25 protein-coding genes and 3 pseudogenes are annotated in these 21,392 nt (G+C 68.6%); 10 read left to right on the top strand and 18 right to left on the bottom strand.

The window, feature by feature from the left end:
* Positions 1-787: 787 nt before the first annotated feature.
* Positions 788-1,459, bottom strand: a complete 672-nt coding sequence (locus QEG98_RS02985; protein WP_316565674.1) for a hypothetical protein — start codon at positions 1,457-1,459, stop codon at positions 788-790.
* A 401-nt stretch (positions 1,460-1,860) separates the two neighbouring features.
* Between QEG98_RS02985 and QEG98_RS02980 the strand changes: the two genes are divergently transcribed.
* Positions 1,861-3,345, top strand: coding sequence for a cell wall anchor protein (locus QEG98_RS02980; protein ID WP_316565673.1), 1,485 nt, complete (start codon positions 1,861-1,863; stop codon positions 3,343-3,345).
* Positions 3,346-3,944: 599 nt separating this feature from the next.
* Positions 3,945-4,232: a hypothetical protein gene (locus QEG98_RS02975; RefSeq protein ID WP_316565672.1), complete on the top strand. Its 288-nt coding sequence runs from the start codon at positions 3,945-3,947 to the stop codon at positions 4,230-4,232.
* Positions 4,233-4,301: 69 nt separating this feature from the next.
* Here the strand turns inward: QEG98_RS02975 and QEG98_RS02970 are convergent, their stop codons facing one another.
* Together QEG98_RS02970 and QEG98_RS02965 are read right to left on the bottom strand one after the other, a co-directional pair.
* On the bottom strand, positions 4,302-4,544 hold the full coding sequence (locus tag QEG98_RS02970; protein ID WP_316565671.1) for a hypothetical protein: 243 nt from the start codon (positions 4,542-4,544) through the stop codon (positions 4,302-4,304).
* On the bottom strand, positions 4,529-4,954 hold the full coding sequence (locus QEG98_RS02965) for a hypothetical protein (protein ID WP_316565670.1): 426 nt from the start codon (positions 4,952-4,954) through the stop codon (positions 4,529-4,531). Before QEG98_RS02965 ends, QEG98_RS02970 begins: the two co-directional genes overlap by 16 nt.
* Before the next feature lie 696 nt (positions 4,955-5,650).
* On the opposite strand from QEG98_RS02965, the gene QEG98_RS02960 reads away from it, so the two are divergent.
* Complete coding sequence (locus QEG98_RS02960; protein ID WP_316565669.1) at positions 5,651-6,142, top strand: hypothetical protein; 492 nt, start codon at positions 5,651-5,653, stop codon at positions 6,140-6,142.
* 14 nt (positions 6,143-6,156) lie between these two features.
* On the top strand, positions 6,157-7,278 hold the full coding sequence (locus QEG98_RS02955; RefSeq protein WP_316565668.1) for a serine hydrolase domain-containing protein: 1,122 nt from the start codon (positions 6,157-6,159) through the stop codon (positions 7,276-7,278).
* 9 nt (positions 7,279-7,287) lie between these two features.
* On the opposite strand, the gene QEG98_RS02950 is transcribed toward QEG98_RS02955, so the two are convergent.
* The 3 genes from QEG98_RS02950 to QEG98_RS02940 form a co-directional block, all read right to left on the bottom strand.
* Positions 7,288-7,569, bottom strand: coding sequence for a hypothetical protein (locus tag QEG98_RS02950; protein ID WP_316565667.1), 282 nt, complete (start codon positions 7,567-7,569; stop codon positions 7,288-7,290).
* A 765-nt stretch (positions 7,570-8,334) separates the two neighbouring features.
* The gene (locus tag QEG98_RS02945) at positions 8,335-8,577 is read right to left on the bottom strand and encodes a hypothetical protein (RefSeq protein WP_316565666.1); all 243 of its coding nucleotides are present in this window, start codon (positions 8,575-8,577) and stop codon (positions 8,335-8,337) included.
* Between the two features lie 12 nt (positions 8,578-8,589).
* A complete protein-coding gene (locus QEG98_RS02940; RefSeq protein WP_316565665.1) occupies positions 8,590-8,799 on the bottom strand; it encodes a hypothetical protein in 210 nt (69 codons plus the stop codon).
* A gap of 516 nt (positions 8,800-9,315) precedes the next feature.
* Here QEG98_RS02940 and QEG98_RS02935 point away from each other — a divergent pair.
* Together QEG98_RS02935 and QEG98_RS02930 are read left to right on the top strand one after the other, a co-directional pair.
* Entirely contained in the window at positions 9,316-10,413 is a 1,098-nt protein-coding gene (locus QEG98_RS02935; RefSeq protein ID WP_316565664.1) for a hypothetical protein, read from the top strand.
* Between the two features lie 32 nt (positions 10,414-10,445).
* Positions 10,446-11,030, top strand: coding sequence for a hypothetical protein (locus tag QEG98_RS02930; protein ID WP_316565663.1), 585 nt, complete (start codon positions 10,446-10,448; stop codon positions 11,028-11,030).
* 41 nt (positions 11,031-11,071) lie between these two features.
* Here the strand turns inward: QEG98_RS02930 and QEG98_RS02925 are convergent, their stop codons facing one another.
* The 10 genes and pseudogenes from QEG98_RS02925 to QEG98_RS02885 all read right to left on the bottom strand — a co-directional run bounded on the left by QEG98_RS02925 (position 11,072) and on the right by QEG98_RS02885 (position 18,700).
* Complete coding sequence (locus QEG98_RS02925) at positions 11,072-11,419, bottom strand: hypothetical protein (RefSeq protein WP_316565662.1); 348 nt, start codon at positions 11,417-11,419, stop codon at positions 11,072-11,074.
* 322 nt (positions 11,420-11,741) lie between these two features.
* Entirely contained in the window at positions 11,742-13,103 is a 1,362-nt protein-coding gene (locus tag QEG98_RS02920) for a flavin-containing monooxygenase (RefSeq protein ID WP_140860276.1), read from the bottom strand.
* A 403-nt stretch (positions 13,104-13,506) separates the two neighbouring features.
* Positions 13,507-13,863 carry a hypothetical protein gene (locus QEG98_RS02915; RefSeq protein ID WP_316568078.1) on the bottom strand — a complete coding sequence of 119 codons (357 nt, stop codon included), beginning with the start codon at positions 13,861-13,863 and terminating at the stop codon, positions 13,507-13,509.
* On the bottom strand, positions 13,778-14,242 hold the full coding sequence (locus QEG98_RS02910; protein WP_316565661.1) for a transposase: 465 nt from the start codon (positions 14,240-14,242) through the stop codon (positions 13,778-13,780). The genes QEG98_RS02915 and QEG98_RS02910 overlap by 86 nt, the downstream gene beginning before the upstream one ends.
* Before the next feature lie 61 nt (positions 14,243-14,303).
* Positions 14,304-15,452 carry a hypothetical protein gene (locus QEG98_RS02905; protein WP_316565660.1) on the bottom strand — a complete coding sequence of 383 codons (1,149 nt, stop codon included), beginning with the start codon at positions 15,450-15,452 and terminating at the stop codon, positions 14,304-14,306.
* Positions 15,453-15,734: 282 nt separating this feature from the next.
* Positions 15,735-16,133: pseudogene (locus tag QEG98_RS41580) on the bottom strand (DUF11 domain-containing protein); the annotation flags it as partial.
* Positions 16,134-16,206: 73 nt separating this feature from the next.
* Positions 16,207-16,389, bottom strand: a pseudogene (locus tag QEG98_RS41575) (type III polyketide synthase); the annotation flags it as partial.
* Between the two features lie 368 nt (positions 16,390-16,757).
* Positions 16,758-17,228 carry a methyltransferase domain-containing protein gene (locus tag QEG98_RS02895; RefSeq protein ID WP_316565658.1) on the bottom strand — a complete coding sequence of 157 codons (471 nt, stop codon included), beginning with the start codon at positions 17,226-17,228 and terminating at the stop codon, positions 16,758-16,760.
* A gap of 138 nt (positions 17,229-17,366) precedes the next feature.
* A complete protein-coding gene (locus QEG98_RS02890; protein ID WP_316565657.1) occupies positions 17,367-17,858 on the bottom strand; it encodes a GNAT family N-acetyltransferase in 492 nt (163 codons plus the stop codon).
* Positions 17,859-18,313: 455 nt separating this feature from the next.
* Positions 18,314-18,700, bottom strand: coding sequence for a transposase (locus tag QEG98_RS02885; protein WP_316567812.1), 387 nt, complete (start codon positions 18,698-18,700; stop codon positions 18,314-18,316).
* Between the two features lie 224 nt (positions 18,701-18,924).
* Here QEG98_RS02885 and QEG98_RS02880 point away from each other — a divergent pair.
* The 4 genes and pseudogenes from QEG98_RS02880 to QEG98_RS02865 form a co-directional block, all read left to right on the top strand.
* Positions 18,925-19,224: pseudogene (locus QEG98_RS02880) on the top strand (nitronate monooxygenase); the annotation flags it as partial.
* Between the two features lie 86 nt (positions 19,225-19,310).
* Positions 19,311-20,114 carry a nitronate monooxygenase gene (locus QEG98_RS02875; protein WP_316565656.1) on the top strand — a complete coding sequence of 268 codons (804 nt, stop codon included), beginning with the start codon at positions 19,311-19,313 and terminating at the stop codon, positions 20,112-20,114.
* Positions 20,115-20,133: 19 nt separating this feature from the next.
* Positions 20,134-20,526 carry a hypothetical protein gene (locus QEG98_RS02870; protein ID WP_316565655.1) on the top strand — a complete coding sequence of 131 codons (393 nt, stop codon included), beginning with the start codon at positions 20,134-20,136 and terminating at the stop codon, positions 20,524-20,526.
* An 18-nt stretch (positions 20,527-20,544) separates the two neighbouring features.
* A complete protein-coding gene (locus QEG98_RS02865) occupies positions 20,545-20,676 on the top strand; it encodes a hypothetical protein (protein WP_316565654.1) in 132 nt (43 codons plus the stop codon).
* A gap of 64 nt (positions 20,677-20,740) precedes the next feature.
* Here QEG98_RS02865 and QEG98_RS02860 read toward each other — a convergent pair whose 3' ends face one another.
* Both QEG98_RS02860 and QEG98_RS02855 read right to left on the bottom strand, forming a co-directional pair.
* Entirely contained in the window at positions 20,741-20,902 is a 162-nt protein-coding gene (locus QEG98_RS02860; protein WP_316565653.1) for a hypothetical protein, read from the bottom strand.
* Positions 20,903-20,917: 15 nt separating this feature from the next.
* Positions 20,918-21,376: a hypothetical protein gene (locus QEG98_RS02855; RefSeq protein WP_316565652.1), complete on the bottom strand. Its 459-nt coding sequence runs from the start codon at positions 21,374-21,376 to the stop codon at positions 20,918-20,920.
* Between the last annotated feature and the right edge of the window lie 16 nt (positions 21,377-21,392).

Raw genomic sequence — 21,392 nt, 5'->3', positions numbered from 1 at the left:
ACGGCCTGGGGTGGCCCTCCATCGATGCGCCGTACTCGCCGCGTGCGCCGTGCTCGGCGCGTGCTCGGACGCTGACAAGAAGCCCTCGGGCACGCTCCAGATCACAAGCTGTCAGCACCGTTCTGCCGGCGTCACGAGCCGGTCACAGCCACGGTCACGAGGCTTGCCTGAATGCCCACCCCTCGGGGTGCCGACCGCCCTTCGCGCCCTTGCACCGTGCGCAGGTGTCTTTGGGCTTCGCGTTCTCCAAGGACTCCGCGTGACTGCATGGACAGGACTGCCACCTTCTTTCGATCCCACCCAACGATCCCAACCGTTTCACGGCAGCTTTCCCGTGTCATGACAGTCGATTGCGCTTCTCGCTTCGGGGTCCTTCACATGGCCGAGTCCCGGACCTCCAGTCCGGTGAGTCGACACCCGATCGAAACCCCATGCCCCCATTCCGAAGTCTGTGGATCGCGGCCGCCCTACTGATGGCCGCCTGTGGAACGACTGAGCTCGCGCAGCCCGACGACGTACAGGATGCGACGACGGCCCAGGGCCTCTCCACGCTCTCCGTGCGAGGAACCACCAGCGCGAGCGGCCTAGCCATCACCGCCCTCTCCATCCCCACCCCCGTCGGTACGGCCGCCGGAGATGTGCTGGTGATGCAGCTGAGCAATCGCGAGGCCGTCGCCGCCGTCGCCACCCCACCCGCTGGCTGGACGCTGCTGCGCTCCGAGCAGAGCGCCTCGGCCATCAAGTCCTGGCTCTTCCTCCGAGTGGCAAGCGCGGCCGAGCCGAGCAGTCACACCTTCACCCTCGACCTCGCCAGCTCCATGGCGGCCACCCTGGTCGCGGTGTCGGGCGCGGATCCGATCCAGCCAATCGACGTGCACGTGGGCCAGAAGAATGGCAACAGCGCGAGCCTCGCGCTGCCCGTCGCCACCACGTCGTCCGCGAACGGCCTCGCAGTGTGGTTCTCGGCCCAGGTCTGGGGAGGCGCCGCGTGCCCCGCGGTCCACACCCCTCCGACGGGCTTCACCGAGCAGCTCGACACCTGCCTCGTCTCGTCGTCGCGCGGCGTGCTGCACAGCGCCGCCACCTCGGAGCTCGGGGCCGCAGGTGCCCAGCCCGCCTTCACCGGCAGCTCCACGCTTCCCAACACGAACATCACGCACGCGGTGGTGCTGCGTCCCCTCCAGCCGCCGGCCACCCAGGAGATCTCCCTCGTCGGCACCACGCACGCGAGCGGCAAGACGGTCACCAGCCTGACCCTCTCGACCCCTCCGGGCGTCGCCGCCGGTAACGTGCTGCTGGCGCACCTTGCGAACCGGAACCAGATCGGCGCCGAGCTCACCCCGCCTGCAGGTTGGACGCTGGTGCGCACCGACATGAGCACCTGGAGCATCCGCGGCTGGGTCTTCGTCCGCGTCGCCACCGCCAGCGAGCCCGCGAGCCACACTTTCCAGAGCGCCATCGCGAGCTACCTCGTCGGCAACCTCGTGGCGTATGCCGGCGTCGATCCGGCCAACCCGATCGACACGCACGCCGGCAAGAGCAACAGCGGCTCGACGGCCTTCACTACGCCGCAGCTGAGCACCTCGACCGCGGGCGGGGCTGCCGTCTGGTTCGGCGCGCAGGCGTGGACCGGCGCCGCGTGTCCGACCCCGGCGATCGAGCCCCCGTGGGCTTCGCCGAGACCTACGACACCTGCCTGGTGTCCTCGTCCCAGGGCCTCGTCTTCAACGCCGCCTTCATGCCCCTCGCCGGTGCCGGCCTCCAGGGACCGTTCAACGGGAGCTCGACGTTCGCCGAGACCAACGTCGCGCAGGTCGTCGCCCTTCGCCGCGCCGAGGTCGCGCCGTCCTCGGGGTCGCGTTGCGTGGGAGCTCGCACCACAGCGGCCTGTCGATCGCTTCGCTGTCGATCCCCAAGCCGTCGGGGACCGAGGCCAACGACGCGCTCATCGCGCGGGTGACCGTGCGCAACAACATCTCCGCGACCGTCACGCCGCCCGCCGGCTGGACGTTCCTGCGCTCGGAGCAGAGCGCCTGGGCCATCCGCACCTGGATCTTCTACCGCGTCGCGGGCGCCTCCGAGCCTGCGAGCTACGCGTTCGGACTGGACGCGACCACCCACATGGCGGGGAGCGTGGAGGCCTTCAGCGGCGTCGATCCGGTCCAGCCCATCGACGTGCACGCAGGCCAGAAGAACGGCGACTCCGCGTCGTTCACCGTGCCCGACGTGGTGACCGGCAGCGCGGGTGGCCTCGCCGTCTGGTACGGCTCACAGGTCTGGCCGGACGCCACCTGCCCTGCCACCGGCATCGAGCCGCCGCTCGGCTTCACCGAGGCCTTCGACGCGTGCCTGGGTCACACCAACGGGCTGCTCTTCAATGCGGCCTACCGGTCGCTCACCGCGCCGGGCCTCCAGACGGGCCTCTCCGGCAGCTCCGCGTTCGTGCAGACCAACACCGCGCACGTGATCGTCCTGCGCGCCGCCAACGCCCCCACCTGCATGGTCGGCGACACGTACGCGAGCACCTTCACGCTCCAGGGCACCGTGACCGCGCCGGAAATCGTGGAGCCCTCGGGCCTGGCCGCGAGCCGCGTGGTCGGCAACGCGCTCTACGTGCACAACGAGGACACCACCGCGATCGTCGCGATCGACACGCTCAACGCGAGCACGATCGGCACGTTCAACGTGACCAACGTGACGCCGGCCGACTGGGAGGACCTCGCAACCGGGCCCTGCCCGAGCGGCTCGTGCATCTTCATTGGTGACATCGGGAAGTGGAGCGCCAACTTCCCTCCGGGTGGCAGCCCCACGTCGTTCACGATCTACCGCGTGCCCGAGCCGGATCTCGCCAACGGCCAGACCTCGGGGGGGCTCGTCGCCGAGGCCTTCCCGTTCGTCTATCCGGACGGCGCGAAGGACGCGGAGTCGCTGATGGTGCACCCCACCACCGGGGACATCTACGTCGTCACCAAGAACGGGGGCACGGGGCAGAGCGGCGTGTACAAGTTCCCCCAGCCGCTGACGCCGGGCGTGCAGGCCACGCTGATCCACGTCCACACGATCCAGCTGCCGCTGAACGGAGACGCCAACTTCTCGGCCGCGACCGCGGCGGCGATCCACCCATGCGCGGATCGCTTCCTCCTTCGCACCTACCGCACTGTCTACGAGTTCCGTTCGACGCCGGGACTTGGCTTCGAGTCGGCCGTCTTCGCGACGCCCGTCACGCTGACCGACACCACCGAGGGCCAGGGTGAGGCGATCGAGTACGAGGCCAACGGCGCGAGCTACTTCACGATGAGCGAGAGCCCCTCGCCCTTCAAGCTCAAGCGCGTGCCCCTGAAATAGGACCGCGTCGACACGCCGAGGAGCAAGGCCGGTCGTGGGGCACGTCCCCATGGCCGGCCTTGCTGTTCCGAGTTGGGAGCTCGCGCTCAGTGCCCCCGTTCACGCGGTCGTACACACGGCGTCCCGCCTGAAGCCCAGGCACCCCCGCGGGCCAGAGCATGAGCACCGGTCCCCGCGCGCATCGCCGGGCCTGATGCCTCTCCTCGGACGCGACGTGCGGCACGGAGGTCTCCGCGTCAGACTCCTTGCGAACCCGCGGGGCAGCTGCGCCCGCTGCGAGGGAGTCCACGCGATGGAGACCATGGCCACGGCGCTGCGACGCTACTTCGACGAGAGCGGCTTCGGAGAGGACGGCGGGTACGCGTCCGATTGGGTCGACTTCAAGCTCGGCCCCCTCCCCTTCCCACTCCCCAACACCGAGGCTCGCAAGCGCGCGGTGCGCTTCCACGATCTGCACCACGTCCTCACCGGCTATCGCACCGACCTCACGGGCGAGTTCGAGATCTCCGCGTGGGAGATCGGCGCGGGCTGCGGCGACTTCCACGCGGCCTGGGTGCTCAACCTCTCGGGCATGACCGGGGGGGCTGCTGACGGCCCCGGTGCGCACCTGGCGCGCGTTCGTCCGCGGGCTCGACGAGCAGTCCACCTACGGGCGCGACTACGAGGCGCTGCTCGAGCGCAACGTCGAGGACCTGCGCGCGGAGCTCGGGATCGGAGCGGGTCCCCACCGAGCGGGCCTCGGCGCCGCGCTTCGCTTCGCCGCAGCGCTCACTGCGGGCGCGGTGGTCGGCTCGCTGATGATGCTGGTGCTCGTCTCTCCCATCACCCTGGCGCTCTGGTGGCGGGGCCGAAGGGCCAAGGCCCAGGCGCTGGCCGCCGCGCCCTGAGGGACGCCGACGCGCCGGACCGGACGCGGGTGAACCGCGCCGACCCGCCACATCGCCGCGCGGGCGCGCTCAGTTCCAGGTGCCGTTGAGCGCAACGCCCATGCTCACCGTGCCGCGGCTGCCCGGGAGCAACGTCGGCGCGACGGAGAGCCGCGTGGAGCGAAACTGCTTCGCGCTGTGGTGGGAGGTCAGCTCGTAGCCGAGCGCGCCGAGCAGCACCGTGCCCACGGGCGTCGCATCGAACACGGTGCCGGCGTGAGAGGGATCGAGAAGCTGCATGGTCGTCGTGCCCACGGTCATGCCGACGGCCATGCCCACCAGCACGCCCCACCAAGCGCCATCGCCGCCATCCAGTGGCCCACCAGCAGGGTCCCGCCCAGCAGGCCCAGCCCGGCACCGATGGTGCCGCCCGTGACGAGTGCCGCGAAGGAGAAGAAGCCTTGGATCCGTCCCTCGCACATCGCGAGATTGGCGATCAGGTAGCCACCCGTGCCCAGGAGCGCTCCGCCGGCGGCCCCACTCAGCGACGCGACCGCGAAGCGAGGCAGGTTCACGCCCAGGAGCGAGGTGCCTGCGCGCTGCGCCTCGCCGTCAGCGGGAGGCATGGCGAGCGTCGAAGCGAAGCTGGCGTGCGCGTCCTGGGCAACCGCCTCGACCACCGCGGCCTCGGGGGTCTGGGCCTGCACGCCGATCGGCGCGAGCATCGCCAACAGCAGGAGCATCCAACCGGTCATCGACGTCACGCGCGCATAAGAGGAATGGGGGCCCTGTTGAGGGGGAGGGAGGGTGCAGAGGGGCCGAGGAGGGCCGCTGACGGGGCCGCCCGAGCGATGCTCCCGGCCGGTGGACAGGCCGCTTGAGCCCCTTGGGGCACATGCCTGCCCAGGCCCCGCTCCCATCAGGTGCGTGGCAGCAGCCTTGGCCTGTTGGCTGTCTTGAGCCTCAACACCACACGGCCTGGGGTGGCCCTCGTGCCGGGGCCAACCTCGCACAGGCCGTGGGCAAGCCCAGGTGCTCCAGAATCGTCCGCACCCCGGGGCCCCCTTCACGTACGCCAACACCCGCCGCCTGCCTCCACACACCTCACGCAGGCGAACACGTCGAAGTCGAACGTCCTCCTGAGCAACTCGGCGTAAGTCCACTCGCGATGTCCTCTCCTTCACCCGCTCCTTCCTGGCCGCTGCCTCATGCCCCGCGCTCGCCTCCTGCGCACCTGCTTGAGGGAGCAACTGCACGCTGAACGGCAACCCCTGCGAATGAGGCGGGCGCGTCGGTGACGCGTGGACAGGGATGGCCCGGCGCTCGTTCAGGCCGGGCCATTCCTGCTTCATGAGGTCAGGCGACGGAATAATCGCGAGGTGCCCGGGTTGCTGGCCGGCCGCGCGAACACACCCCGCCACCTCGCCTCGGAGTCCTTCGTGAAGCTGTCGCTCCTGCTGCTCACCTGCCTTGTGTCCCTGCCCGCCTTCGCCGAGGAGAAACTCAAGGACACCGCCGTCGCCCGGCAGCAAATCACCGCCGTGGTCGACGACTTCCGCGAGGCCATCATCCAGAAGGACCGGAAGAAGTTCCTCGGCTTGTTCCTGCGCGAGGACGCCACGTGGCAGTCCGTCGATGGAGAGGAGCTCCTGAAGCGCCGCCTCCAGAAGAACCCCAAGGCCACCCGGCTCAAGCTCGATGCACGGCAGAACCCGACGACGTTCATCGATGAAATCGTGGCGGACCCGGAGCGTAGCGAGGAGAAGTTCACCAACGTCCGCGTCGACACGGACGGCACCATCGCCTCGGTCTCCTTCGAGTTCACCTTCCACCTGGGCGAGCGCGTCATCAATCGCGGCCAGGAGAGCTGGCACCTGGTGAATACGGGCACCGGCTGGAAGATTGCCTCCGTCATCTGGTCCAACAACTAGGCCCCATACCCGACATGTCCTTCCGCGCTCCGCTCCTCTCGATTCTCGCCGTCGCGTGCTTCAGCTCCCAGGCACTGGGCGCGCCCCAGGCCTCCATCACCGCGAAGCTGGATGCCCACCTCCAGTCCTATGTCGACAAGGAGGGCTTCCGAGGCGCGGTGCTCGTCGGGAAGGACGGGAAGGTGCTTCATCGTGCCGCCTATGGCCTGGCGGACGAGAAGGGCCGGCGCGCCAACCAGGTCGACTCCCAGTTCCTGATTGGCTCGCTGACCAAGTCCTTCACCGCCGTGACGGTCATGCAGTTGGTGGACGCGGGCACGCTGGACCTGAACGTCCCCATCTCCCGCTATCTACCGAAGCTCCGCGCGGACCTGGGCAAGAGCCTGACGCTCCACCTGCTGCTCAAGCACCAGTCCGGCCTGCCCACTCATCTGGACTCGCTGGTGGAACGTGAAGCCGAGACGGATGTCTCCTCGGCGGAAATCCTGCGGCTCATCAACACCGCGCGCGTCTCGTTCAAGCCCGGAGCGAAGCACGAGTACTCCAACCTGAACTACCACCTCGCGGCCCTCATCATCGAAGCCGTCACGGGCAAGCGCTACGCGGAGGTGCTCCAGGAGAAGACGTTCGGCCCGCTCGGGATGACGGACTCGGGCATCGAGCGAAGCACGAACGTTCCGCCCAAGCGGGCCTTCGGCTACGCGAAGGAGCTGCTGGGCATTTCGCGCGACGAGAACAACGTCTCCTATGCCCTGGGCTCCGGAGACATCTACTCGACGGTGGATGACCTGTACGCCTGGGACCAGGCGCTCTTCGGCTCGGGGCTGGTATCCGCCCCGAGCAGGAAGCGGCTCTTCACGGGAGAGAGTCGCGCGCTCGGCTACTACGGCTATGGCTTCCGGATTCAGCAGTACCAGCGGAGCCCCGGCGGCAAGGAGCGCGGCGTGCTGGTGCGGCACGGCGGCTCCATGGATGGGTTCCTCTCCAACCTCCACCACTACACCGAGGACCAGCTGACGGTGATTGTCCTCGGCAACGTGCGGCCCTTTCCCATCCGGGAGCTGACCTTCGAGCTGAAGGAGATTGCCCTGGGACTGGAGCCCCGAAGCCGCTCGCGCGCGGAGCTGGACGAGTAGCTGCGCCGCTCAATACCCGATGGTGAACCGCCGCTTCACGAACCGGGGCAGCGCCACCTCGTCCAGCAGCGCGAGCGCGTAGTCCTCGTAGGAGATGCAGCTCTGTCCCTCCGCGTCCACCACGAGCTGGTCCTCCCCCAGCCGGAAGCGCCCCGTGCGCTCTCCGGCGGAGATGGCCGCGGCGGGGCTGAAGTAGGTCCAGTTGCGGTTCGAGGTCCGATAGAGGTTGAGCGCATCGCGATGCGCCAGCACAGCGGCCTTGTACGCCTCCGGGAGGCCCAGTCCCTTCAACCCCTCGACGGCCCCCTCGGCGCATAAGAGGAATGGGGGCCCTGTTGAGGGGGAGGGAGGGTGCAGAGGGGCCGAGGAGGGCCGCTGACGGGGCCGCCCGAGCGATGCTCCCGGCCGGTGGACAGGCCGCTTGAGCCCCTTGGGGCACACGCCTGCCCAGGCCGCGCTCCCATCAGGTGCGTGGCAGGAGCCTTGGCCTGTTGGCTGTCTTGAGCCTCAACACCACACGGCCTGGGGTGGCCCTCGTGCCGGGGCCCACCTCACACAGGCCGTGGGCATGCCCAGGTGCTCCACAATCGCCCGCACCCCGGGGCCCCTTCACGTTCGCCAACACCCTTGAGCCTTCCTCCCCACCCCACGCGGCCGAACACGTCGAAGTCGAACGTCCTCCTGAGCAACTCGGCGTAAGTCCACTCGCGATGTCCTCTCCTTCACCCGCTCCTTCCTGGCCGCTGCCTCATACCCCGCGCTCGCCTCCTGCGCACCTGCTTGAGGGACGCTCGCGCTTCCCGGGCGTCCACCGCTCGTGCGGCCCGATGAACCACTGGGCCTTGGTCTCCACATCGGACCAGGTCGCGAAGACTCGGGCTGGATTGGCTCGCGACAATGTGGCCGTGGTCAGCGCGCCAGGTCGGGGCAGCACGTTCTGGTTCACCCCGCCGGGAGCCGTCGGCGGGGGCGCCGTCGCGAGGCGCGAGACGAAGAGGCCCGGTGGTGTCGGAGCAGGACGCCGCGACACCCCGGGGTGCGCCGCGAAGGCTGGCGTCAGAGGGACGCGCCGCCCCAGTCCCTCATCTCCTCACGCCGAATCCGGGAGGCATCGCGGACCAGGTCCTTGCAGGACATGCCGAGATCCTTCTCGGTGATGTTCCTGGCCACCTGCGGGAGGATGTTCTTCTCCTCGTCCGCGATGTGTCGCTTGACCACCGTCTCCAGCGCGCCGACCTTGGCCTTCACCGCGCTCATGTCGTCGCGCATCCGCACGATGTCCCCCAGGAGCTTCGTCATCTCCTGGTGCTCCTACTCCGCGTGCTCGATTTTCTCGTCGCCCACCACCCGCGAGGCCTTCGGGGAGACCCAGCGCACCTCGATGGTGGAGTGCAGCATGAGCGCCTCCGCGAGCGGGATGCACAATTCCCTGCGGCTCGTGTCGTCCGAGGCGTTGCGGAACGCCAGGAACAGTGCGTCGACTTCGCGGTGCTGCTGACTCAACAGGCCGATGACGTCCACGGGTGCGCTCCTTTCAATGGGGTCGCTCCCCAACGGTCCGCATGCGCCCCTGCCGCGGCAATCGCGCGCCTCGCCGTGCCCCCGTCCCGTGCGAGGAGGGGACAGGGGAGCGCTTCCGCTGGGCCGCGGCGGGAGGCTCAAAGAGCCACAGGGCCCGCCGCCGAATTCTCAAGAACCGACGAAACTTTCGCCGCAGCCTCAGGAAAATGACGGAAGTTCCTCGATGCGAATGCCCATCCCCCGGGCAGGAGCCTTCCATGTCGTGGTCCACGTCCTCGCATCTCGCGGGGGGCCTCAGTCCATGGTGCTGAACCCGCATGCGTCCAGAGGACGAAGGCCGTTGCTGAAGCTCGAGGAGGGCGTGTCGGGGCGGCATGCCTCGCACTCCCGCGCGAACGGGCGACTCGCTTCATGACACCCCTCGCGCTCCCACCCCAACCCCAGTGAACCGGCGGTGCCCGCCTCACTCCGTGAGGAGCAGGAGGACGCGGACGCCCGCCCCAACCAGGACATCCCATGGGAATCGGCGGAATCATCGGTGGCGCGGCGGATGCCGCTCGACGCGCGGCGGAAGCGGCGAAGCGCGCGGCGGAGGCGGCCGCGAAGAAGGCCGCGGAGGCAGCCGCGAAGAAGGCCGCGGAGGCGGCGGCGACGGCGACGAAGACCACGGAGCAGATTGAGTCGGTCGCCAAGAAGCACACGCAGGACGTCTTCGAGCGACACGAGGCGCCGGGCGACAGCGGGCGCGACGTGAAGCAGAAGGACCGCGAGACGGTGGGCGACTTCTTCGAGGACCTGAGGTCCAAGGCGGGCGAAGCGATTAATGACACGGCCCAGAAGGTGGGCGAGGAGCTGGGCAAGGCGACGGACGTCTTGGCCAACGGGCTGGACCAGTTGGGGCAGGCCATCCAGGACGCGCCGGCGCAGAATCCGGTGCAGGACTTCGCCCAGGACCTCGCCGGGGGCATCCTCCAGGGCGCGGCCGGCGCGGTGCGCGACTCAGCGAAGACCGTGGGCGCGGCCAAGGACGCGCTCAACTTCAACACGCAGGTGGAACAGCTCAAGCCGGGCGAGAGCGTCTCCGTGGGCCTCAATGCCGAGGTGGATGTCTGCGCCGTCGGCATCACCGGCAAGGGTGACCTGACCGTCAGCCGTAGCGCCGAGGATGGCGGGGGCTACACCGTCTCCGCCAGCGGAGATGTGGGGGCGGGCATCATCGGGAAGATGGGCGGCAAGGGGGCGGCGGACGCGGGCGCCAGCGTGTTCGGTACCGCGGGCGGCACGGTGGAGTACAAGTTCGACACCCTGGAGGAGGCCCAGCGCGCCGCTGGCATCATCGCGGCCAACGCCGCCGTGTCGGGCGCCTCGGGGCAGAACCCCCTGCTGGGCCTGGGGTTGAACTTCGTGCTGGGCGACCCGCGGTCGGAGCTGGCGGGCCTGCGCGACAATGTGAGCGCGGTGGAGTTCGAGCTGGGCGCGGAGGGGAACCTCGCGGGCGAGCTGGGCATGAAGGGCCTGCAGGACGTGCTCGGCGCGGGCGCGAGCGCGGGCGTGGACATCAACCAGTCCACCACGGCGCGCATCGAGATGGAGGGGGCAAGCCGACGTCGCTGACGCTCACCCAGTCGCAGGACGTTTCGGCCGACGTGGGCGCGAACGTGGGCCTGGGGGTTCCGAGCCAGGGCAAGGGCGGCCCCAGCGCGTCGCTGCCGACGAGTGCCTCGGCCGGAGTCGAGGGGTCGCTCAAGGTGGAGCTGGAGCAGAGCATCGACCTGTCGGGGAACTTCAACCTGGACGACTTCCTGAGGGACCCGAAGAGCGCCGCGCAACAGCTGGGCCAGTCGAGCGAGGTGAAGGTGACGCTCACCGACTCGCGCCAGGGCTCCGCGCAGGCGCTCGGCCTGGGCGGGAGCATGGGCCGCGAGGTGAATGTGGAAATCAGCGGCAACCTCGAGGACATCGCGAACAGCGGCGCGTTCACCAGCATCGCCAACGGCGACGTGGGTCAGGCGGTGACGCAGCTTGGCGGCAAGGTCGACATCAAGGCCACCGTGCAGGACAAGACCACTGTGAACGGTGACATCGGTGTCGGGGTTCACGCCGGCGTGGTCGGCGCCGAGGTGGGGGTCACCACCGAGCGCACCCAGGTGGGCGAGGAGCACGAGCTCACCACTGCGCAGCTCGTGGAGCTGTACCTCACGCAGCGCTGGTCCGCCGGAGTCGCCGGCTGAGACCGGTCCGCGGCGAGGGCTGCTCGCGCCATGCGGTGCGCTCAGCCCTCGCCCTTGCCTCCGGACTCGTACTCCTTGCACTTGCACCACAGTGTGAGCGCGTCGATGCCGAGCACCCTGGCGGCCTCGCCCAGCGTGGGCGCGGAGGCCATGACGCGCAGCGTGTGCTCGCGCTCCACCTCCTCCAGCGTGTGCGGCCCGCTCAGCGCCACCACCGAGCCCGCCGCAGCGGCGATGCGGTCCGGGAACGCCTGCGGCTCCAACACCTCCGCCGGCCACACGATGAGCGCCCGCGCGGGGATGCGTGAAGCAGGTCCACATCTGCGCTGGGGACTTCTCGGGTCTCCGGGCGATACGAGACGATGGCCGGACGCGTCGCCGTTCTCCATCCGGACCCGGTGACTGCACGCGCAGGAGTTGGCGAGGTGGCGCGAGAGCTCCGGGAATGGAGGAACCCTGAGGCCCCGTTCCGTTGCGCCTTCGCGCGTCTCTCCGCAGCGGAGGGCCTCGAGCGCTCCGCCGAAGACGAGGCCCTCCACGCCGCCGGGTCCACCGCTGCGGACCTGTCGCCCCGTCTACGCCAATGCCTGCACGGAAACGCCCATTGCCGCCTGTAGGGATGCCGGCGGCGGAAGGCCCAAGGAGGTCATCGTCGAGCGATGCTTCTTGGCCGCGCGGCCCCGGCGCCGGGGCCCATCCCTCCGGGGCCCCTCACCCGGTCCTGCGCACCGGGGCCTCGGCGAGGAAGCTCTCCGCCGAGTCGTCCAGCTCGTCCATCCACTTGCGACGGTGCGGCGTGGCGCGGGTTCCGGTGACGATCGACGTGAAGGTGCGGTCGCGGTAGCCGAGGATGTCCTCCTGCTTGTCGCGCAGCCACTGCTTCAGCAGCTCCGCGACCTTCTCCACGCTGAAGCCCGGGTAGTCGGTGCGGTCGAGCAGGTCCCGGATGTAGGCGGTTTGGAAGTCCACCGCCCCGAACGAATCCTGAATCCCCTCCTCGCGCTCGACCCACGCCGCGATGTCCGCCTCGCGCTCCTCGGCGGACGGCAGCGCGGTGCGCCCCATGATCACGTCGCGCACCAGCCATGCTTGGGCGTCGAACATGTTGAAGGTGTAGTACTGGTCCTGCATCCCCAGGTAGGCGAGCTCCGGCTGGCCTTGCCAGAACACGCCCTTGTAGAGCCCCGGCGGGTAGAGCCGGTTGTGGCTCTCCAGGCGCAGCGCATTGGGAAGGAAGCGGTACTTGTGCTGGTAACCCGTGCACAGGATGACCGCATCGAGCGTCGCGGAGGTCCCATCCGCGAAGTGCGCGCGGTTCCCCTCGAACCGCTTCACCAGTGGTACCTCCTTCATGCCCATGGGCCACCTGAAGCCCATGGGGGCGGACCGGTAGCTGATGGTCACCGACTTCGCGCCCAGCTTGTGGCACTGCACGCCGATGTCCTCGGCGGAGTAGCTGCTCCCGATCAGCAGGAGATTCTTTCCCGCGAACTCCTCGGCGCCGCGGAAGTCGTGCGCGTGCAGCACGCGACCGGGGAAGGAGTCGATGCCCTCGAAGAAGGGCACGTTCGGCGTGGAGAAGTGGCCGGTTGCGTTCACCACGCGGTCGAACGACTCCTCGCGGACCTCGCGCTTGGCGAGGTCGTCGACCACCACGGTGAACTTCCGGGTCTCCTCGGACCAGGAGAGCCAACGAACGATGGTGTTGAACTGGATGTACTTGCGGACGTCGCACTTCTCCACCCGCCCGCGGATGTAGTCGTAGAGCACCTCGCGCGGCGGATAGGACGGGATCGGCCGGCCGAAGTGCTCGTCGAAGGAGTAGTCGGCGAACTCGAGCGCCTCCTTCGGACCGTTCGACCACAGGTGCCGGTACATGCTGCCGTGCACCGGCTCGCCGTAGCGTCCCAGGCCGGTCCTCCACGTGTAGTTCCAGAGCCCGCCCCAATCCTCCTGCTTCTCGAAGCAGACGATTTCCGGGATCTCCGCTCCCTTGCGGGCAGCGGATTCAAACGCACGCAACTGGGCCAAGCCGCTGGGGCCAGCTCCGATGATCGCGACACGAAGAGCCATCTGGACACACCTCGAGCAGGGGAGCTGCCCGGCGCAGCTGGGCGCCGGCGACCGTCCCGCAGGTTCATGCACGTGGGCGCACGCGCCCCATGCACCGGAGTCCGTGGACTCCGGGTGGATGGAATGCCGAGCGGCGCAGAGGCCGGGGCAAGGAACGTCGGACGCGAGCGAGGGCGCCATCGACGCAGGAGCGTTTCGCATACCTGAGCGCGCGAGAACGGATTCCTATGGGGTCAAACCTTCACCAGACTTGACCGTGGATGTCAACGCTCGAGCTGCCTTGCGCCCTGACAGCGTCCGCTCGTCCGCCCGCTCGCCCTGCAAGCGCACTCTTGGTATCTCGACCGTCGACCGCAGGGATGCGCCATCGCTCAGCCAGCGCACCGATGCCTTGGGGACGGCGTCACCACAGCGAGAGCTCGGTCAGACTCAGCAGCAGCCCGCCGTTGTCGGCCTTGCTGCGCAGGCGGATGTAGCGGGCGCTGGTCGCGGGGATGAACGATCCGACGATGCCGTCCATTCCAACGCCTGCCCAGGACTCGCCGTCGACCGAGATCTCGGCGACCACATCGGCGGTGATGCCGCGCACCACCAGCAGCGATGCAGGGCGAGCTGCGTCGAGGTTGACCGTCAACACGCGATCGGCTCGCGCGGCTCCACAACCCTGGCCCAGGTCATCCGGCACGCAGCCGATGTCCACGGGCGGCTGGAACCTGTTCACGAAGTCTCCGTCGGTCAGGGCGCACGCGGTGATGGCCACCGGCACACCGCTCCTGCGCACCTGCTTGAGGGACCAGAAATGGCCGCAGTCTGGCGCCTGGAGCGAAGACGCCGTGGAATCTCGTGAGGTTTGCCCGAGACGGAGGTACCAGGGACGCTACACGCCGTAACAGTTCCAGCCCGGTGAAGAGCAGGTGCGTGGTGCCGTCCGGCAGCGGGCGCTTCATCCGATAGGCGATGCGGCCGTCCTCCGCTCGTGACAGCCGCTCCAGCGCCAGCGCACCGCGCGCCCCGTAGCGGCATCGCCGTTCCAGTCCCTGCCTGTCGTTGGCATGCAGGTCCTTGCGTGGGCGGCGGCAACACCTCGAAGCGCTCGCCGCCCTCCCCCGGCACGAAGACGCCTTCCGGCACCAGCGCATGGTAGTGAGGCGTTGCTTGCAAGGCCGAGCCGAAAAATTGCGTTCTTCGTGGGTTCGAGTGCTACCGCACCCAGCCCACGAAGCCCTGAAGCTCTGGTCCCATCTGCGATGCCGGCACGTCGAGCCGGATGCTGGAAGCGGAGAGCGCGGTCAGGGTGGGGCTGTTCTGCAACTGGACGCGTTCCATCACCAGGAGCGAATCGAAGGTGTCCGGCCAGCACACCTCGCTTGCCTGGGAGCGCAGCAGGACCGTCGCGGCGAGGACGTGTGCGTCGTCGGGTGAGAACGCGAGGACCATGAGTCCACCCAGTCCCGTTCTCGGCTCGATGCCCGGTCGCGACGCGTCGAAGTTCGCCTGGAAGAGCGCTGGCGCGGGCACACGGTCGAAGGCGCAGGAGCGAGGCTGTCCTGAGTAGGTCGTGAGATAGGCCACGGGTTGGTGCTGCATCCAGGCCACGTGGCGCAGGAGTCGGGTGTCGACCTCGGAAGGGGCATCCACCTTCCTTCCATCCAGCAATGCGGTGGGAACCCCGGCTTCCGGTGTCGCTGGCAGCAGGAGCGTATGCACCCCGTCGGAGGAAACCGCACCGCGCGCGTGCGTGTCTCGTATGCCTCTTCCTGGCTCGAATTCGAAGAAGCGGCCGTCCTTCCCGACCTCGGCGGTTGCCTCACAGGAGAGCAGCGAGAAGGAGACGGTCCCCTGTGCGCTCCACCCTCGGGGGGTGAGCATCCCGTGCGTTGGACTCTCGAAGAGCCGCTCCACCTTGCCCGAACCCACCTCCACCGTGTGGACCTCCGCGAGCGGGCAGGGCCGCGACTCCGGACCGGTTCGCGCGAAGGACTCCAGGGAGAATGCGATCCGGGCGCCATCCGAGGACCAGAGGATGGGGCCCGCGCGGAACGGCCCCGGAGTCAGCGCGTGCTCGCGAAGGTCCAGCAGCATGCGTCGACCCGAGCCATCCGAATTGACGATCCACAGGACGGCCCATCGGCCCGGGGATTCGTGCTCCTGCGCTTCCGGGCGTTCGACATAGGCCACCTGGCGCCCATCGGGAGAGATGGCGACGCCGCTCCATCCCAGCCCGTTTCCGTAGGGGCGGGTGGCCACCACCCGCCCGGTCCGTGTCAGTGCGTACTCGCTGTCCCCAGCAGGGGTGCGGACCCACAAGTCCTGTTTGCGGACCTGAAGCAGCCAGGGCCCTCCGCCCATGCGCCTGGCGGGCGAGGCTTCCTGTCCGGGGAGGGCTTCATGGGTTCGCCCGTCGGTGAGCAGGGATGGGCTCCGGCATCCTCCGGCGAGGAGCAGGAGCAATGCGGCTGTTCTCAGCCCCCTTCGCACCTTTGATTCCAGTCTCACCGACGGCCTCGCTGACCAGGGGGAATAGGAGCCCCCGGTGGACATCGGACTTGGACCGATGTCCACCAGCGACCTGGTGCCCTCCACGGAGGTGGTGATGATCCCAATGCTCAGCGGCTGCAAGACCACCGTCACGGTCAAGCTGGCGCTCGCGCCCAATGCCCCCAGATCACAGCCTACCGCCGAACCGTTGCGTTGGCAGCTTCCCTGCGAGGACGTCACAGAGACGAAGGTCACGCCGTCGGGCAGGACCTGTGAGAGGAAGACCTGACCTTCGGGACTGGTTCCGCCATTTGTCACGGTGAGCGTCAGCGTGAGGTTGGAGCCCACTTGTGCCGTCGATGGCGAGGCGGAAATCGTCGCTGACAAGTCGGTCGCGGCGGAGGCAGGCTCGCAGGCATCCCCGAGTCCATTGCCATTGAGGTCCGCCTGTCCCGGATTCGCGGTCACGATGCAGTTGTCGTCCGCATTGGCGACACCATCGCCGTCGGAGTCCAGCGATGCACCCGTGGCAAAGAGTGATTCTGGGTCCATTTCCCCGGCGGGCAGTGCACACGACGAGCGCGGCCTCGTCCGGGCGGGCGGCCAGCGCATCCAGGGCTACCTTGAGTCCGTTGAACGCCGCGAAGCAGCCCATGTGTCCGACGAAGGTCCGGCGCAGGGTGGGGGACAGGCCGAGCTCCGCCGCCAGCAACAGGTCCGGTGACGGGGTGTCGTAGCCGGTGCAGCTCACCATCACCAGGCTCCCCAGCGAACGTGTGGTGTCGAAGCCCGCGAGCGCCTCCGTCATCGAGCGTCGGCTCAGCTCCAGGGCGCCCTGCTTCCACAGCCGCATCCGGTCCCCGGTGGGCATCCTCGGCGTGCTCATGGCCTCGAAGGAGTCCAGGTAGAGGCCGCGGCGCTCCACGCCCGAGCGTTGGAAGATCGCTTCCGCGTCGGGCAGTCGCCGGTACCAGGGACGGAAGATCTGTTCGTAGAGGTCCTGCTGGGACCAGGACTGCCCTGGCACCGCGCTCGCGAGTCGGATGAGGGTGGGAAGGAGTTCCTGGGCGGCGTGGGGCATGCGTGGCTCCGCGTCCCTCCTGGCGTCGCGCCGGAAAGGGAGATGAAACCGCGCCTTCGCGCGGCGGTGGACTCAGGTCGGGAGGGCGGGCGGCTTCACGGCGAAGCCCAGGTAGGACAGGTGCAGCGACGGCGTGAAGACGAAGCGGAAGTCGGAGGCCCCCGCCGGGTGAGCAGGGATTGGAAGAACGCACGGGAGCGCCAGTGGGGCCGCAACCCCACCTGCTCCCGCGTGCGCAGGCCGGCCGCCTCGCAGTGGCCCTGGAGTTCCTCAGAGGTGATGAAGAGTCTCAGCACATGCAGGTGGTCGGGCGTGTTGGGCACGAACCACTCCACCGCCTGGATGATGATGAGTCCGGCGAGCCAGTTGCGGTTGAACGTATGGAAGAAGAACAGGCCTCCGGGGGCCAGGACGCGCGCTGCCTCCGCCACCACGCGCGCGGGCTCCTCCACGTGCTCCAGGAAGTCCATGCAGGTGACGACGTCGAAGCACCCGTCGTCGAAGGGCAGGACGTAGGCGTCCGCCACGCGGTAGTCCACGCTCCCGGTCCCGTCGTAGTGGCGCATAGCATCCACAGTCAGCGCGGGACCACCGCCCCATTTTCTGCAAATTCCACAATAACAAGCTTCAAAAGTCTTTGCCGGTGCGAAAGCCTCAAATCACCGATCCGCAAAGACATTTTCCTGTGATTAATTCATTCTCGCTCATCTTTGCTCCTGGTTAAAAAGCCTGAAGAGATCAGTCGGAACACCCAATAACTCAATTCGGCAATCAAACTTCATTCCCAATTTCTCTGCCAATTTTATAGAGGGAATATTGTCGGGAGTGATCGCTGCCGTGATCTGCTTGAGTTGCAAATTATGAAAGCCATAATTTACTAAAGCTTGCGCAAGCTCATAACCATAGCCTTTACCGTGAGCGGAGTTTCGTAAACGATATGTGAGATCGACGAGACTTTCATTCTCTAACTTCCAAGGAGTCAGTCCACCCATGCCGATCAAATTGCCAGTGGCTTTTTCAAGCACCGCATACTTGCCCACATTTTTTTCGATCCATTGGCGCGCAGATTCAACACTGCTTTGGCGATAATCTGTGATGGGAAACAACGTGAATCCTGGATCTTGCGAAAGATCCAAGAAAGCCTCTGCCATATCGGGCGTCCATTTTTTTACGAACAAGCGTGCTGTTTCAATCATTGTCTACAATTATTGAGTCTATCGGAAAGCCAGTCAACACAGGCGCATAAGAGGAATGGGGGCCCTGTTGAGGGAGGGAGGGTGCAGAGGGGCCGAGGAGGGCCGCTGACGGGGCCGCCCGAGCGATGCTCCCGGCCGGTGGACAGGCCGCTTGAGCCCCCTTGGGGCACACGCCTGCCCAGGCCGCGCTCCCATCAGGTGCGTGGCAGCAGCCTTGGCCTGTTGGCTGTCTTGAGCCTCAACACCACACGGCCTGGGGTGGCCCTCGTGCCGGGGCCAACCTCGCACAGGCCGTGGGCAAGCCCAGGTGCTCCACAATCGCCCGCTCCCCGGGGGCCCCCTTCACGTTCGCCAACACCCTTAAGCCTGCCTCCACACCTCACGCAGCCGAACACGTCGATGTCGAACGTCCTCCTGAGCAACTCGGCGTAAGTCCACTCGCGGTGTCCTCTCCTTCACCCGCTCCTTCCTGGCCGCTGCCTCATGCCCGCGCTCGCCTCCTGCGCACCTGCTTGAGGGACCAGAAATGGCCGCAGTCTGGCGCCTGGAGCGAAGACGCCGTGGAATCTCGTGAGGTTTGCCCGAGGCGCAGGTACCAGGGACGCTACACGCCGTAACAGTTCCAGCCCGGTGAAGAGCAGGTGCGTGGTGCCGTCCGGCAGCGGGCGCTTCATCCGATAGGCGATGCGGCCGTCCTCCGCTCGTGACAGCCGCTCCAGCGCCAGCGCACCGCGGCTGCTTGTTGGGAGTTGCCCCTGGTGGGCCGCATGTGCCCCCAGTGTGCCCCTCCAGCGGGGCTGAGAACGGGACAAGACGGGGCGAGACAGGGATAGGGCGGGCACAACGAACCGACGTGAGATCAAGGCGATAGCGGGTAACAGCGCGTCCTGCCTGGGGTTTGCTATTGCACTACCCCCGGGTTCAAGTCCCGTACTCTCCAAGCCCGGCGCGCGGCTGTTACCCGGCAACCAACCTGGAAGGCCCTCTTCCGCTCCCCGCCTCTAGGTCGAGAGGGTTGCTGGTAACCTTGGAGAAGCCGAAGAGCCCGCCAGCTTCAGGAGACCCGATGAACGGAGCGAATGACGGACGTTCCCCGCCCTCTTCCCGTGAATCCGAGCCCGACGACGAGCGCAGTGACTCGAGTCCTGAGCCCCGGCGGCCTCCGATTTATGTCCTGGAAGGCAACACCCTGCACACGCGGCTGACGCGTGAGTTGGGGGTGAACTATCCATTCGTCAGCGACGGCATGGCCTTCGTGTCGCTGCCGCCGCTGGTCATCGCCGTATCGGAAGCGGGCGGCGTGGGCATGCTCGGCGCCGCGCCGGAACCAGCGGACGTCCTGGATGTCCGGCTCCAGACCATCCAGGCAGGCACGCGGCGCCCCTTCGGCGTGAACTTCCTCATGGCCCAGCGGGAGGGCCGGCATTCCACCACGCGCGAGCACATCGAGGTGTGCATCGCCCGGCGCGTGCCCATCGTCTCCTTCCACGGCGCCCTGCCTCCTCGGAGTGGGTCGCGGCGCTGCGGGCCGCGGGCATCCGGGTCTGGGTCCAGGCGCCGTCGGGAGACATGGCGCGGCAGGCCCTGTCGCTCGGCGTGGACGGGCTCATCGCCCAGGGCCGGCAGGCGTCCGGCCTCAACCAGAGCACCACGCCCACCCTGGCGCTGGTGCGTGAGCTGCGCGCGCTGACGGACTCGGTGCCAGTGCTGGCCGCGGGTGGCATCGCCGACGGGCTCAGCGCGGCGCGCGCCCTCTTCCATGGCGCGGACGGCGTCTGGGTGGGCACGCGCATGGTGGCCTCCGTGGAAGCGCATGCCCACCCGGCCTACAAGCAGCGCATCGTCGACGGGGATGCGGGAGACACGGACGTCACCACCGTCTTCGGACGGGAGTGGCCGGGTCATCGCATGCGCGTGCTGCGCAACCGCGTGGTGCGCGAGTGGACGGGACGTGAGGGCCGCGTGCCCATGCCCATGGCGACACCGGAGCGCGTCGGCACCACCCGGCTGTTCCCCGGGACCCCAGGCGGCGGCCCCCTTGTCGACGTGCCGCGACACAGCGCCTTCGTGCCCACCCCGGACACCGAGGGGGACCTGGAAGAGATGGCCATGCCTGCCAGCGGCGCCAGCATGGCGCGCATCGAGAGCGTGCTGCCCGCCGGACAAATCGTGGTGGAGCTGATGGAGCGAGCGCGCCGGGTGCTCGCCGATCCGCATGGCCTGGACGCCGACGCGGATGAGGACGGCCGGGGCTGAATTGGAGTAGAGCGCCCTCATGGGTGCAAGGTGGCGTCGAACGGCACAGGTCGGATGGCTGGCTTTCGCGCTGTGCGGTGCCATCGCGGTGGTGCGCGCCTCCACGGCCGAGCTGCCGCCGCGCGAACGCACCCTGAACGCGGCCGAGCGCAAGCTGGTGGGCCGCGCCGCCGCGAGCCAGGAGCCAGAGTGGCGCCGCAAGTCGCGCCAGTCCTTCCCCGGCGACCGCTGGTCCCAGGACGATGACTTCGGCGCGTCCGAGCGCCAGTGGGCGCTGGACGAGGCCCGCCGCCGCCGCGTGCCGGTGACGGACGTCCTGGGCGCCATCGACGAGGAGCTGCACGGCCAGCCCGTGCTGCCCCCGCGCAAGGCCACCGCCAGCCCCTGCAAGCCCCGCCCCTTCTACGACTGAGCTCCGGCGCCCTCGCCCATGATGCCCCCTCCCCGCAGGCTGCTCCGCTTCGCCCACCGCGCCGCCACCCTCACCAGCGTGCGGCTGGCCCTGTTCGCCGCGCTGGCGCTGGCCGCCGCCGGCGCCCGCTGCAGCAGGCCGGGGGCATGAACGACTTCCGCGACGCGCACCTGCTGCACTCGTACGAGGACGCGGGGACGCGCACGGTGACGCACTACGGGCAGCTCCCGCTGTGGAACCCGTGGGCCTGCGGCGGGCAATACGCGCTGGGCAGTCCGCAGACGCGCGTGGCGTCTCCCACGCTGCTCGTGTCCGCGCTCATGGGCGCGCGGCCGGCGGAGCCGCTGCTGCTCTGGGCCTTCCTCGTGCTCGGCATGGAGGGCTTCTTCCACTACGCGCGGCGGCGCGTGGGCTCCGCGCTGGGGGCGCTCGGCGCGGCGCCGCTGTTCGGCCTGGCGGGCTTCACCGCGCTGTCGTGGTCCATTGGCTGGCTCAACTTCGCGGGCTTCCTGCTGCTGCCCTGGCTGCTGTGGGGCACGCGCCGCGCGGCGGAGGGCCATCTCCGGGGCGCCGCGGTGGTGGCCGGCACCTTCGCGGTGCTGCTGGGCTTTGGCGGCACGTACCCGGTGCCCATGGGCGCGCTCTTCGTCGCGCTGGAAGCCGGGCGCACGCTGTACGGGCTGCGCGGGACGCCGCGGCGCAAGTCCGCGCTGTGGGCCCTGGGCGCCACCGCCGTGTTCACCCTGGGCGCCTGCGCGTTCCGGCTGTGGCCGTTGGTGGAGACCATGCGCTCGGCGCCGCGCATCATGGCGGGCACGCCGGGCAACTCCGCCGAAGAGCTGGCGCGCATGCTGCTCCAGATGCCG

The sequence above is a fragment of the Myxococcus sp. MxC21-1 genome, from assembly GCF_032612255.1.
In the GTDB taxonomy this organism is placed as follows: Bacteria; Myxococcota; Myxococcia; order Myxococcales; family Myxococcaceae; genus Myxococcus; species Myxococcus virescens.
Note: the sequence above shows the minus strand (reverse complement) of the source record. Positions and strands in the feature narration are given on the sequence as shown.

Bases quoted from the DNA above. Each gene is read 5' to 3' on its own strand.
- QEG98_RS02985 (WP_316565674.1), bottom strand. From the start codon at position 1,459: ATGGCGCTCTGGAAAGTGTGGCTCGCGGGCTCGCTGGCGGTGGCGACG.
- QEG98_RS02970 (WP_316565671.1), bottom strand. From the start codon at position 4,544: ATGGCCGTCGGCATGACCGTGGGCACGACGACCATGCAGCTTCTCGAT.
- QEG98_RS02965 (WP_316565670.1), bottom strand. From the start codon at position 4,954: ATGCTCCTGCTGTTGGCGATGCTCGCGCCGATCGGCGTGCAGGCCCAG.
- QEG98_RS02955 (WP_316565668.1), top strand. From the start codon at position 6,157: ATGTCCTTCCGCGCTCCGCTCCTCTCGATTCTCGCCGTCGCGTGCTTC.
- QEG98_RS02945 (WP_316565666.1), bottom strand. From the start codon at position 8,577: ATGACGAAGCTCCTGGGGGACATCGTGCGGATGCGCGACGACATGAGC.
- QEG98_RS02935 (WP_316565664.1), top strand. From the start codon at position 9,316: ATGGGAATCGGCGGAATCATCGGTGGCGCGGCGGATGCCGCTCGACGC.
- QEG98_RS02925 (WP_316565662.1), bottom strand. From the start codon at position 11,419: ATGGAGAACGGCGACGCGTCCGGCCATCGTCTCGTATCGCCCGGAGAC.
- QEG98_RS02920 (WP_140860276.1), bottom strand. From the start codon at position 13,103: ATGGCTCTTCGTGTCGCGATCATCGGAGCTGGCCCCAGCGGCTTGGCC.
- QEG98_RS02910 (WP_316565661.1), bottom strand. From the start codon at position 14,242: ATGCGCTGGTGCCGGAAGGCGTCTTCGTGCCGGGGGAGGGCGGCGAGC.
- QEG98_RS02905 (WP_316565660.1), bottom strand. From the start codon at position 15,452: ATGGGCGGAGGGCCCTGGCTGCTTCAGGTCCGCAAACAGGACTTGTGG.
- QEG98_RS02895 (WP_316565658.1), bottom strand. From the start codon at position 17,228: ATGCGCCACTACGACGGGACCGGGAGCGTGGACTACCGCGTGGCGGAC.
- QEG98_RS02890 (WP_316565657.1), bottom strand. From the start codon at position 17,858: ATGATTGAAACAGCACGCTTGTTCGTAAAAAAATGGACGCCCGATATG.
- QEG98_RS02870 (WP_316565655.1), top strand. From the start codon at position 20,134: ATGGGTGCAAGGTGGCGTCGAACGGCACAGGTCGGATGGCTGGCTTTC.
- QEG98_RS02865 (WP_316565654.1), top strand. From the start codon at position 20,545: ATGATGCCCCCTCCCCGCAGGCTGCTCCGCTTCGCCCACCGCGCCGCC.
- QEG98_RS02860 (WP_316565653.1), bottom strand. From the start codon at position 20,902: ATGCCGAGCACGAGGAAGGCCCAGAGCAGCAGCGGCTCCGCCGGCCGC.
- QEG98_RS02855 (WP_316565652.1), bottom strand. From the start codon at position 21,376: ATGCGCGCCAGCTCTTCGGCGGAGTTGCCCGGCGTGCCCGCCATGATG.